12 protein-coding genes are annotated in these 12364 nt (G+C 49.2%); 9 read left to right on the top strand and 3 right to left on the bottom strand.

Annotation, left to right across the window (positions count from 1 at the left end; all coding sequences use genetic code 11):
- Nucleotides 1-3: 3 nt before the first annotated feature.
- On the bottom strand, nt 4-573 hold the full coding sequence (locus ACES2G_RS06940; RefSeq protein WP_347358523.1) for a hypothetical protein: 570 nt from the start codon (nt 571-573) through the stop codon (nt 4-6).
- Between the two features lie 175 nt (nt 574-748).
- On the opposite strand from ACES2G_RS06940, the gene gspC reads away from it, so the two are divergent.
- The 4 genes from gspC to gspF all read left to right on the top strand — a co-directional run bounded on the left by gspC (nt 749) and on the right by gspF (nt 7004).
- A complete protein-coding gene (gene gspC, locus ACES2G_RS06935; protein ID WP_347358522.1) occupies nt 749-1663 on the top strand; it encodes a type II secretion system protein GspC in 915 nt (304 codons plus the stop codon).
- 45 nt (nt 1664-1708) lie between these two features.
- The gene (gene gspD, locus ACES2G_RS06930) at nt 1709-4006 is read left to right on the top strand and encodes a type II secretion system secretin GspD (protein ID WP_374001649.1); all 2298 of its coding nucleotides are present in this window, start codon (nt 1709-1711) and stop codon (nt 4004-4006) included.
- Nucleotides 4007-4010: 4 nt separating this feature from the next.
- Nucleotides 4011-5705: a type II secretion system ATPase GspE gene (gene gspE / locus ACES2G_RS06925; protein ID WP_374001648.1), complete on the top strand. Its 1695-nt coding sequence runs from the start codon at nt 4011-4013 to the stop codon at nt 5703-5705.
- Nucleotides 5706-5786: 81 nt separating this feature from the next.
- Nucleotides 5787-7004, top strand: coding sequence for a type II secretion system inner membrane protein GspF (gspF, locus tag ACES2G_RS06920; protein ID WP_347358519.1), 1218 nt, complete (start codon nt 5787-5789; stop codon nt 7002-7004).
- Nucleotides 7005-7014: 10 nt separating this feature from the next.
- On the opposite strand, the gene ACES2G_RS06915 is transcribed toward gspF, so the two are convergent.
- Both ACES2G_RS06915 and ACES2G_RS06910 read right to left on the bottom strand, forming a co-directional pair.
- The gene (locus ACES2G_RS06915) at nt 7015-7437 is read right to left on the bottom strand and encodes a hypothetical protein (RefSeq protein WP_347358518.1); all 423 of its coding nucleotides are present in this window, start codon (nt 7435-7437) and stop codon (nt 7015-7017) included.
- Nucleotides 7437-8501 (bottom strand): hypothetical protein, encoded by a 1065-nt coding sequence (locus ACES2G_RS06910; RefSeq protein ID WP_347358517.1) that lies wholly within the window; start codon nt 8499-8501, stop codon nt 7437-7439. Before ACES2G_RS06910 ends, ACES2G_RS06915 begins: the two co-directional genes overlap by 1 nt.
- A gap of 237 nt (nt 8502-8738) precedes the next feature.
- On the opposite strand from ACES2G_RS06910, the gene gspG reads away from it, so the two are divergent.
- The 5 genes from gspG to ACES2G_RS06885 are packed head-to-tail and all read left to right on the top strand — an operon-like array spanning nt 8739 to nt 12330.
- A complete protein-coding gene (gene gspG, locus ACES2G_RS06905) occupies nt 8739-9149 on the top strand; it encodes a type II secretion system major pseudopilin GspG (RefSeq protein ID WP_347358516.1) in 411 nt (136 codons plus the stop codon).
- A gap of 5 nt (nt 9150-9154) precedes the next feature.
- Nucleotides 9155-9736 carry a type II secretion system protein gene (locus ACES2G_RS06900; RefSeq protein WP_347358515.1) on the top strand — a complete coding sequence of 194 codons (582 nt, stop codon included), beginning with the start codon at nt 9155-9157 and terminating at the stop codon, nt 9734-9736.
- Nucleotides 9733-10233, top strand: coding sequence for a type II secretion system protein (locus ACES2G_RS06895; protein WP_347358514.1), 501 nt, complete (start codon nt 9733-9735; stop codon nt 10231-10233). The genes ACES2G_RS06900 and ACES2G_RS06895 overlap by 4 nt, the downstream gene beginning before the upstream one ends.
- Complete coding sequence (locus ACES2G_RS06890; RefSeq protein ID WP_374001647.1) at nt 10233-11117, top strand: type II secretion system protein GspJ; 885 nt, start codon at nt 10233-10235, stop codon at nt 11115-11117. Before ACES2G_RS06895 ends, ACES2G_RS06890 begins: the two co-directional genes overlap by 1 nt.
- Nucleotides 11065-12330 (top strand): general secretion pathway protein GspK, encoded by a 1266-nt coding sequence (locus ACES2G_RS06885; protein WP_374001646.1) that lies wholly within the window; start codon nt 11065-11067, stop codon nt 12328-12330. Before ACES2G_RS06890 ends, ACES2G_RS06885 begins: the two co-directional genes overlap by 53 nt.
- Nucleotides 12331-12364 lie beyond the last annotated feature (34 nt).

Genomic DNA, 12364 nt, shown 5'->3' with positions numbered 1-12364 from the left:
ACCTTAGGAAATCAGAGCCGCCTCGGGGACCATTGTCTCGGAGACTTGCGGCCAGAACCAATCCAATTGGGGGTCAGAGGCAATGACGTCTTTAATTAAGACTTTGATGTCACTACGTGTGGATATTTCCCGACGCAGCCAAAGTTCAATTTCGTCATAACCTGGACCAATAATGGTGATTTCAATATGACTAAAGAAATGCAAAAGATGCAGATCCTTGGTGGCAATCGGCTTACCTTCCGTTTTGCCACGAATGAAGTTCAGCACTTCACTTTTAATCTCTGCGAAACTGCGATGATTGATACGACGAAGAATCAAGTCCGCGCGATGGTCCCGATTGATCCAGCGCTGATGCAGGCCTCTTTGTACTAGATTGATCAGGTAGTTTCTCAATACCGAAGGGACCAGACGAAATTCTTCGTCCGGCAACGACATCACCTGCATCAAATCTACGTATCGCGCCTGTTCCTGGCCTCGACGTAGAGAGGTGAGTACTTCTGGAATACGCAAAACAGACTCGCGAATACCCAGAAGATCAATTCCTGCTCCATCCGTGAAGTAGAGAATTCTCATATCCCTATCATGACCTATCTTTACGAAATTTGTGCAGAAAAATACAGGACCCAGACCAGAGTCCAGTATGTATTTTTTAGTGCAGTCACCTCGCCTTTTTGATAGGCTAAACAGAGGCCCAAGGACTAGGTGCTGGCAGCGGTAACGCTGGTTAAAGACAAAGGATTGTACAACCGTGACTTCACGCAACTCGAAGAATCAAAGACCACCACTTGAAAAGTGGTATCCCTATATTCTCTTTGCATTTATTGGTTACTGCGTGGCCGATTTGGGCATTCTTGCCTATCGCGATAAGATGCTGCCACAGTCCGCGCCCCCGTCTCACCCCAAAACTTCCCAGTTTGATGCGGGCGTCAGTCGTGGAGCATACAACTCCATTACAAGTCGCAACATGTTCGCCTCCAGCGGTGTTATTCCCGATGCTTTGGTGGATAAGTCCAAAGGCGCAGAAGCTCAGAAAGAGGCCGATCCAGTTCCTTCCCAGCTTCCACTGACTCTGATCGGAACCTTGGTTCACTCTAATCCCGACAAGTCCCTTGCCGCCATTGAAGTTCGCGGCAAACAAGGTGTGATCTCTTACAATCCTGGAAAAGAGATTGAAGGCATGGCGTCCATCATGAAAGTGGAACGCCAGAAAGTGATCTTCCGCAATCTGAACTCCAACCGTCTGGAATATATTGAAATGAAAAAAGACGGCAAAGTGGCCTTTGGCGCCAGCCGCCCTTCTTCCGGCGGTGACAGCAAAGAAGTGCAAAAGATGGGCGATAACAACTTCGTGATCAAACGTGCTGATTTGCTAAAATATACCAACGATCTTTCCAGTATTTTGATGCAAGCCCGCGCCGTTCCTAATCGCGAACCAGGCACTGGAAACATCAACGGTTTCCGCATTCTGGATATGCAACCCGGCAGTATTTACGAACAACTTGGCATCCAAAGAATGGACGTCATTAAGTCTGTCGACGGCACTCCTGTCGACAGTCCTGCCAAAGCCATGGAGCTTTACAACACCCTGAAGAACTCACCCAAAGTGACTCTTCAAGTAGAGCGCAACGGTAAAACCGAAACCATGACTTATAACATCCAGTAAGACTTAAAAGGATTTTAAGACAACTCCTCAGGAGGAGAAGGCAAAATGAAAAAAACCGTCAGCATAGGAATTGCTTCATTGATGACAGCCCAATTGGTGGGCCCTGCAGCAAATGCTCAGTTTGAGGACTTCCCTCCTCCACCACCACCGCCAGATTTCGGCGATATGGGGGGAGGCGAAGCTCCTCCTCCAGATTTTGGTGGCAGCAATTCCGGCCCCTCCGGCTTTGCTCCACGTGGTGCCTCCAACAGTAATTCTGGCGGCACAGCGAATATTCTGAATAAAGCGGAAAAAGACAAGCTTGCCAAGGCCCCTATCGAGGACATCAACAGCAAAAACTTCCCGGAAACGATTGAATCCTTCGACTTCCCGAATGTGGAAATCACGGATCTGATCAAAGCCATCGGCGAACTGACTGGCAAGAACTTCATCATTGATCCAGGCGTGCGTGGTAAAATCACCATCACAGCTCCGACAAAAATCACGGTGGCTGAAGCTTACAAAGCCTTCTTGTCAGCTTTGGCTATCAATGGTTTCACAGTCGTTCCTTCTGGCAGCTTCTTAAAAGTTAAATCTGCAAGAAATGCCCAGCGTGATAATATCGAAACCTATTCTGGCGCTTACTATCCAAATGCTGATCAGATGATCACCCGCATTATCCACTTGAAGCACATCTCTGCTTCTCAAGTGAATCGTGACCTTCGTATTTTGCCTTCCAAAGATGGCGAGATGAATATCTATGAGCCAACGAACTCTATCATCATCTCAGACTACGGCTCCAACATTGACCGCGTGATGAAAATCATCAGCCAGTTGGACGTTCCTGGCTTTGAAGAACAACTTGAAGTTATTCCTATTAAGTACGCGAAAGCCAAGGATCTTGCCGATCTGGTGGATAAAATCGTCAATAAAGGAAATAAAACTCAAGGCTCCGCTCCCGGCACATTTACGGCGGGCGTTCCGCGCTTCTCTCGTTCCGCAGGGGCAACATCTCAACAAGGTGCAAGCTTCTTTATGGCCATCCCGGATGATCGTACCAACTCCATTATTGTCGTGGGCAATAAATCCGGCATCGTGCGCATTAAGAAACTGATCTCTCAGTTGGACTTCAAAATCCGCGCTGAAGAGTCCGGTGGCGTTTACGTTTATAACGTAAAATACGGTGATGCTGAAAAAATCGCGCAAACTTTGCAAGGTGTGGCGAAAGATGCCACTCCAAAGCCAGCCACTGGCGGAAGTTTGCTTTCGCCTATCGGCGCCAGCGGCCAGATGCAGGCTCAACAGGAAATCTTTGGCGGTGATGTTAAGATCACGGCTGATAAGACAACCAACAGCCTGGTGGTCACGGCCAGCAAACAGGACTATGACGTGGTTCTGAGTATTTTGTCCAAATTGGATGCTCCTCGCGATCAGGTCTTTGTTGAAGCGATCATCATGGAAATGTCCGTCAATGACGGTAATTCCTGGGGTATTGGCTACTACCAATACGGCGACAGCGGTTACGGTAAAGTGGGCTTCAATGGTCTTTCCAACATCAATGACTTCCTTTCCCCGACTGGAGGTTCTGGTGCGGTGATCGGCTTCGGTCAGGGTAAAACTGTGGAAGTCACAGATCCAATTTCCAAACAAACTTTGAAAATCCCAAGTTTGCTGGGCTTCATCAACTTCCTAAAGACCGCGAAAAAGGCCAACATTCTCTCCACCCCTCAATTGATGACTTTGGACAATCAAGAGGGTGAGTTGGAAGTCGGTGATAAAGTCGTTGTCGGTGAAAACGTACAGAACGTCGGGACCAGCGGCACCACAGTCAGAACACCACAGTTTGAAGACGCGACAATTAAACTGGCCATCAAGCCATTTATCAGCCCGGCTTCAAATCAGATCCGCATGGAAATCAAACAACAGGTGGCGCAGCTTTCAACAGCTTCCACACCAAAAGCCTTCCAGGATTCGACTCAGCCATTGGCGAAGCGTTCCCTGAAGACTGTGATCAACGTAAACAACGGCGACACGGTGGTTCTGGGTGGTTTGATGAAAGAACAGGATCAAGAGTCAGTTACGAAGGTGCCTTTGCTGGGTGATATTCCAATCATCGGTTGGCTGTTCAAGTCCCGCACTATCGTGAAAGATAAAACCAACATGGTGGTCTTCCTGACACCTAAGATCGTGCGCAATACGGCTGAAGCCAATGCCATCGTTTCCAAAAAGCTGGATGAACGCGTGGACTTCGTGAAGGCTCAGGGTGGCGTTGATCCTTACGGTGCTAAACTGGAAGAAGTCCGCCGTAAAGCAGAAGCTCCAAGCGAAGCCCCTGCTGTGACCGAACCTATTATTGAGGAGTAATCTGATGGCCTCCGTGGATATTTCAACGATTTTAGCCAAATCAACCTCTTTGACTCAGGACCAGATTCGTTCGGTCCTGAACAACCCTTCGGTGGTGAGACCCGTCACCGTAGGTGAGGCGTTGGCGGCGAAGGAATTTTCCACGGCGGATGAAGTGGTTTCCGATCTGTGCAAAGAACTGGGCCTGGATTTCATCCGGGACATCCCCGTCAGTGAGATCGCAGTCGACTTGATCCGTGACCTTCCGATCAACTACGCAAAACAGCACAACGTCCTCCCCTACAAGGAAGACCCAGATCTGCTGGTGGTCCTGACCAGCAATCCGGTGAACCTGAAAGCTCTGGACGACATGAAGGTGTTGTTCGGTAAGCGCGTTCGCCCTCTGATCACCACTTCCATGCGTGTTCAGGATGCCATCAATAAAGTTTACGAAAAAAGCACTGCCAATCTATCAGGGCTTGATGAGATTGCAGAGGAAGACTATGACCTGGACGATCCTATCGTGGATCTGCTTGAGGCCGGCGAAGATGACGCCCCGGTGATCAAGATGGTAAATAGCTTACTATTCCGCGCAGTGAAAGAAAAAGCGTCTGATATTCACATCGAACCTTATGAAAAAGACATGGTCGTTCGCTTCCGTACGGACGGTATTTTGTTCGACGTGTTTAAACCACCTAAGAAGCTGCAAAACGCCATCACATCCCGTATCAAAGTTATGGCGAACTTGAACATCGCAGAAAAGCGTTTACCTCAGGATGGTCGTATTCCTTTGAAAGTCGGCGGCAAAGACATCGATATCCGTCTTTCCTGTGTACCGACCACATTCGGCGAACGACTGGTTATGCGTATCCAGGACAGATCTTCCGTGGTGCGTGAACTGGCTGCCTTGGGCTTTTCTCAAGACAACCTGTCCAAAATGGAAGAGGACATTCTGACTCGTTCTTATGGGATTTTCCTGGTCACGGGCCCTACGGGTTCGGGTAAATCCACGACCCTTTACGGTGCCCTTTCCAAGTTGAATCAGCCGGACGTGAATATCCTGACTGTGGAAGATCCGGTGGAGCAACGTATCCACGGCATCGGTCAAGTGCAAGTGAACTCGAAGATCGGTTTGACCTTCGCAGCCGGCCTTCGCTCTTTCCTTCGTCAAGACCCTGACATCATCATGGTCGGTGAGATTCGTGACTTGGAAACAGCCGAACTGGCGATCCAGGCTTCTTTGACGGGTCACTTGGTTTTATCCACGCTGCATACGAATGACTCTGCCGGGGCCTTCCCCCGTCTGATCGACTTCGGGGTTGAGCCGTTCCTGATTGCGACTTCCATCACAGGTGTTATCGCCCAGCGTTTGGTGCGTGTGCTTTGCCCACACTGCAAAGCTCCACACGAGGCCACTGATTTTGAGATCCAACTTCTGGGCATCACACGCGAAGAGGCCAATAAAGCCAACATCTGCAAAGCCATGGGCTGCAATCACTGCTCGCAGAAAGGCTACTCCGGTCGTACCAACATCGGAGAATTGCTGATCGTAACGGATGATATCCGTTCCCTTATCATGCAGCGAAAAGACGGTAACACGATAAAAAGACAAGCAGTCGCCAATGGAATGAAGACCTTCCGTGACCACGGCATCCAAAAAGTCCTTGCCGGAACCACGACTATTGAAGAACTTACTTCCAACACGCAACTGGATATTTAGGGCGGCGGTAGCCGCGGAGAGCGCAGGGGCCTCGCCCCTGCAGCTGAACCAGGATAGAAACGACTTATAAGGTAACCACAAATGCCTATTTTTGAGTATAAAGGTCTGTCGAGAGACGGAAGAAATGTCAAAGGAACCATCGACGCTGAAAATCAGCGTGCGGCTCGCACTAAGCTCAAAAAAGACAATATCTTCGTCGTCGATATCAAAGATAAAAAGAAAATTGATCCCAAAAAGAAATCTGGTCCGCGTGCAACCAAAAATGTCGGCGTCAAAGACCTTTCTTTGATGACTCGTCAATTGGCGACTTTGATTAAAGCCAACATCCCTCTGGTGGATGCATTGACTGCTGTTTCCGAGCAGGTTGAAAATCCAACTTTGGCGGAAGCTTTGGCGGACTGTAAGAACATGGTTAACGAGGGGTCCACCCTGCACAAGGCCATGCTGAAGTATCCAAATGTCTTCACCACGATCTACGTGTCGATGGTGGAGGCCGGTGAAATGTCCGGAAGCCTGGATGTCATCTTGATGCGTCTGGCAGAATTTACGGAGGCTCAGGCCGATCTGCGCGCCAAAGTCAGCAGCGCCATGACTTATCCGGTGATCATGCTGGTGGTGACCTTTGGTTTGATGGGTTTCTTGTTCATCTTCCTGATTCCAAAGATGGTGACGGTGTTTGAATCCGCGCCGCAATTGCAACTTCCTTGGTACACAGTCGCCCTGATTGATGCCTCCCAGTTCGCTGTGAATTACTGGTATCTGATTATCGGCAGCATGATCACGGTGTATGTGCTTTTCCGCAATTGGAAGAACACCCCTGCGGGCCGCAACCAATGGGATGCAATTTCTTTGAAGCTTCCCCTGATTGGCCCGACGGTTCGCATGGTGGCCGTGTCTCGCTTCACGCGTACTTTGGCAACACTGCTTAATGGTGGTGTGCCGATGTTGGCGGCCATGGATATCGTCCGCAACGTCGTGGACAACCACGTTCTGGCGATGGCCATCGACGAAGCTCGCAGCAACATTTCCGAAGGGGAATCTATCGCAGGTCCGTTAAAAAAATCCGGCCAGTTCCCCCCTATCGTGATTCACATGGTGAACATCGGGGAAAAAACCGGCGAGCTGGAAAACATGCTGAGCCAGGTTTCTGATGCCTATGACTTCCAGGTAAAAACTAAACTGGAAGGACTGACCAGCATCATGGGTCCAATCGTGATTGTCATCATGGGTGCCGCGATCGGTATGATCGTAATGGCCGTGATGGTTCCAATGTTCGAGATGGCCAACGTGGCGGGGTAAGTTCCCGCTCTTATTCGCTCAATTTCAAATCATAGGTGGAACATTGAGATAGGGGGTAAATCCCCTTCTTGATGGCTGCAATCAAATGTTTCGCTTCATGCCCGACGGTTGACGCAAACTTCGGCCCCGTACAAAGCACTCCACTTGTAGAACGATACACCGGAGCCGCTGGGCTTGGATCATCAACAAAGCTTTTAAGTTCATTAATTTCAGCCTCACCCCAAAAACGGATGTCTGACTTTTCCACCATCAAACCACTGCCCGCATTAGCTTGCAAAACCTGCAACAGGCGAAGGGGGCCGGATTGCTGAAGTTCCAACACTGTCACGGCGCCACTGTTAGGGGCACGCTTGTGTTCATCCGAAGATTTCGGCGTCAAAGAGCAGGAGGTCAAAAATAAAATAAGCAAAGTGTTCAGTAGGTAAGTTCTCATTATTTTCCTCCGGCAATATTTTTGCTGGCATCATGAATAGCTTCACTCAAGGCGGAAAGCTCCAGGGACGATTCATAGGTTGGAACACTTTGTGTTCCCATCGCGATAGCCTGCATCTGATCTGCAATCGCGGCCAGTCTTAGCTGTAAGCTACCCAGAATAAACTCCCGTTCTTCTTTGGGTATTTTGGCAATTTCAGGAGAGCTTTTGGATTTTTCTAGATATGTCAGCAGGGCCTGACTGGTCTCCAGCACATTCTTTTGCGCTTCATTGCTAAGTGCTTGGCCACTAAACGCACTTTTTTCCATACACGCATCAACCGCATTGATGTCATTATAAGCTTTCTTTATGTCCGCTGGAACATTCTTGGTCTTACTCAGATAACTTTCCATAGAGTCACAGCGGAAGTACGCCACCGCCTGATTGCATTTGGCGCTGGCAACATTGATCTCATTCTTGCGACAGACTGCCTGCTGCGGAACATCGTAAACGTCATAGACATTTTCCAAAGTCTGTAGAGCATAGGGAGACTTACGGCTCATGCCATTTTTTGAATAGGCCAGCTTTTCCGAGATATAAATGAACCCGTGAGTTTCCGTGGTTCCCCCTTGAGATACCTCACGAATGGCGCCGACATCCCCCGGCTCCCGCGCCTCACCGTCCTTCAACTGACGACAAAGCGGAGGTCGCATGTAAAAGTTCATTTCTTCAGGTGTGGAATAGCGCAGGTTAGGCAGAATTTTACTCATCACCAAAGACAGATTCCAACAATTCGGGCCGTCTAGTTTGGGATTCGCGCCTTGATATTGCACGACATGATCAGGAACGCAGTCCGTGATATCATAGCGACAGCTTTTGGCGTCCATCATGCTTTCACCGCGCGCCAGCATGTTGCATTTCTTCCCGGTTTGAGCTTTAGCACTCCAAGCCGCCAAAGATCTCAAAACACCGCCGCCCTGATCACAGGCTTCTGTGACAAAAAGACGACCACCATGCTTTGCCACTTCCAGAGCAAAACCTTCGGAACCAAAAACAACGAGTGCCAGCAACATCAAGAATCTCATACTGACTCTATCGACATTTTTGCAGAATCCATGGAGTTGACACTGGGTCCAGTTTGGAACTTCAAGTAACCCCTCAACTCCGTCACCTAAGCCTTGAGTCTGGGGCCCGTTCTGGTTATCAAAGCGAAACACGTCGTCAGGAATTATTATGTGACATAGGTCCGGCAGCCGCTCTGCACTTTGCTTTACCTTGGGCTAAGGCTCTGCTAGGATTAGCATCTGTAAAAAGGAGTAAGTATGTCTCTTCTCAAAAATCGCAAGGGTATGACTCTGATTGAAATCATGATCGTCCTTGCCATCATCGGTGGTATCGCAGCTCTTCTTCTCCCAAACATTACGGGACAATTGGATAAATCCAAAGCCAAAGAAGCTAAGATCCAGCTCACTCAAATCGTCAATGCTTTGTCGATGTACTACACTGATTGCGGCAAATACCCACAATCTTTGGAAGGCCTGACAAAACAAGATCCAAACTGCTCTAACTGGGGTCCTCAACCTTACTACACTAAAAAACTTCAAGATCCATTCGGTCATGACCTGGTTTACGAACTGGAAGGTGGCGAATACTCTTTGAAATCTTTGGGTAAAGACGGCCGCGAAGGTGGTTCTGGCTTCGACAAAGACATCACTCTTGAGGATTTGAACTAATCCCGATGTCTTCTCAAAGGGGCTTCACTCTTATCGAGATCATGATTGTGCTGGCTATTATGGCCGCCTTGATCACAGTGGGAGCCCCTCGCCTTCTTAAAAACAACGAAGGCAATATCAAAGCGGTCGCCCGCAACTTCATCGTCCTGAGCAAAGAACTTCGCAACAAAGCCCGTCTTACCAACTCCACTTACCGCCTGGCTATCAGCATGGAAGCCGGAGAAGAAAAGTATTGGGTGGAACGCGCCAATGGCCCACAGGCTGTGGACCCTGAAGCCTATGAAAAAGAAAAAGAGACCGGCGAAGATGCTCCACCTCCTCTGTTCCAGATGGACAAGTCCCTGCTGAAAAAAGAAAAAGAGCTTCCTGGCGGCCTGCGCTTTGCCTCAGTGGAAACTGTGAATATGAAAGCCCCTATGACTTCCGGGGTGGCCTACATCCATTTCTTCCCCGAGGGTTTCGTGGAAGCCTCTGCTGTGCAGATCACAAATGGAAATAATTTAACTTGGACTCTTGTTTTTAATCCTTTAACGGGTCAAGCTGATATCATTGAGAAAGCTTCTTCGTTAAAGGACATCCAACGGTGAAAAAGAACGGATTCACATTGATTGAAACCGTCATTGCGATGGTGATTCTGTCTTCAGGGATTATGCTCTTGGCAAATTCCTGGAGTGGCAGCTTCATGCGCGTTCGCAAAACTCAGCTTTCCACCGAAGTCACCGCTTTACTTGAACGCAAAATGACCGAGATCGAACTGGAATACAGTGGTAAACCGCTGGATTCGATCCCCGAGGAAACCGAGGATGATTTCGGCTCTGAATATTCTCAGTACTCCTGGAAAATGACCTCGAAAGAATTTGAAGTCCCCGACATTTCCGCCACCCTGACGGCCCAGGCCGGGGGTGCTGACGAAATGGCATTGACCGTGATGAAAACTTTGACCGAACACTTGGGGAAATCCATCAAGGAAGTCAAAGTCACTGTCATCTATAAAGGCGCAAAAAAACCGCTGGAGTTTTCCGCGACTCAGTATTTCGTGGACTATGACAAGGAACTTCCGCTTCCTTCGATGCCGGGGATGTGATGATGAAAAAATCCTCGGGCTTCACCATGATTGAGCTGATGATCACAATCACGATTCTGGGTACCTTGACCCTGCTGACGGCACAGTCCATTCAACAGGCGGTCAAAGCGAAAGTAAAATTGCAGGACCAAATCGATGATGTGTCCCGTATGCGCGATGCTTTGCGCTTGCTGGAGCGAGATATTAATCTTGCCTATCACTATCGCGATCTGGAAAAAGAAATCGATCAACTGGTCAAGAAGAAGCCCGCTAATCAGCAACAGCAGCAGCGACAACAACAGGACCAACAAGGCGGCCCACTCCCTGGCGGAGGGGTTTTGACCAATGAAGATCAAATGCAACAACAACAGGAACGCCGTGAAGTTCCCCGTCAGGATCCCGAAACCCACTGGGTGGGAACCGAAGACAGCCTGAACTTTGTGACAATGAACAACGCGCGCACGGTGCGCAATACCCGCCAGGCCGATTTCATTGAGGTCGGCTACAGCCTGCGCGACTGCAAAAGCCTGAGCGAAGGCGGAGGCTCTTCCAAATGTCTGTGGCGCAGAAGCTCTCCTTACGTGGACCTGGATGTCACCAAAGGGGGCGACGAGGTGGCCCTGCTTGAAAACGTCACAGAATTTAAGCTGCGCTACATGGGTAAAGGAAAACAGGATTGGGCCAACGCGTGGAGAACCGACGCCCAGGGCGACGCCTCCACCAAAGGAAAGTTCCCCCAAGCCGTTGAAATTTCCGTCACTGTGGACAAAAAAATCTCAGGGAAAAGTAAAAAATATTCCATGCAACTGATCGTTCCGATCCATTTCCCTAATAATCCAGAGGAGGGTGCAAATGCGCAAGGCAATCAAAGCTCTTGGCCAAGAACTCAACCGCCCACTCAATAATCGTCGCGGCATCGCCCTGATGATTGCTATTGCCTGTATCATGCTGATTATGTGGATCGCCATGGAAGTGTCTTATGACTCCAACGTGGAATACGTCGTCAACTCCCAGGGGATGAATCGCATCAAGGCGTACTATGCCGCCAAATCCGGCATGCAACTGAGTCTTCTGCGCATCAAGATCTATCAACAGGCCCAAAGCAAACTGGGTGATAAACTAGGCGATACCAAGATGCTGGATCAAATCTGGCAATTCCCTTTTGCCTGGCCGTTGCCAATCCCGGATGAACTCAGCGCCGTCGACAAAGACAATTTCAAAAAAGCCGTCAAAGATTCTTCGATGGATGCCAACTATTTTGTCACAATTGAAGACGAAGGTTCCAAGATCGACTTAAACGATTTGGCCTCTCCGTCCAAATCCCTGCAAGAGATCACAAAGAAGCAGCTTCTGAATATCTTCGAACAAAAGAAGAAAGAAGACGAAGCTTTTGAGCGCGAATATTCCAACGTGCGTTTCGACGAGCTGATCAACAACATCGCCGACTGGATGAGCCCGAAGTCCGCTTCCCTGAACGGCGGCGACAAAAGAGCCAACTATGCCGAACTGAACCAGGAGTCTCAAGGCGACTACTACCCACCCAATCGCGGCTTCCGCACCACTGCAGAATTACACATGGTCCCGGGAATGAACGACACGTTCTATGACTTGCTAGCCCCTAGAGTCACCATCTATGGCATGAAGGGCATCAACCCAAATCTGGCCAGCGCCGAAGTGTTAAAATCCCTAGACCCGGCAATGACCGCAGAAGTGGTTAAAGAAATCATCAAACGCCGCGACAATGCCGACGAAGGCGGTCCGTTTAAATGCAACCAAACCGGCGGCAGCGATGACTTCTGGAACTTCGTTGAAAGCAAGGGCGTCCGCCCCGAGGGCAAAGTTGAAGAGATTCCATTGATCTGTGACAGCGTGATCAATTTCAAAATCCGCAGCACCGGAGAGTTTGCAAAGGCCACTCGCGAAATCACGGCCATCGTAATGAACCTACAAAAAACCGCAGACAAGGTAAAAACCTACGTCAAAAAAGACCAATCCCAGGGCCAACAGCAGCAGCAGCAACAACAACAAAGCGGTCAACAACAGCAACAACAAAACCAGCAACAAACCCCACAAATCCCCAAAGGCCCCCCAAGAATAGTTTACTGGAACGAAAGATAAGAAAAAGGCTGGACTAAAATCCAGCCTTTTTTAT

Source organism: Bdellovibrio bacteriovorus, assembly GCF_041888015.1.
Classification (GTDB): domain Bacteria; phylum Bdellovibrionota; class Bdellovibrionia; order Bdellovibrionales; family Bdellovibrionaceae; genus Bdellovibrio.
Note: the sequence above shows the minus strand (reverse complement) of the source record. Positions and strands in the feature narration are given on the sequence as shown.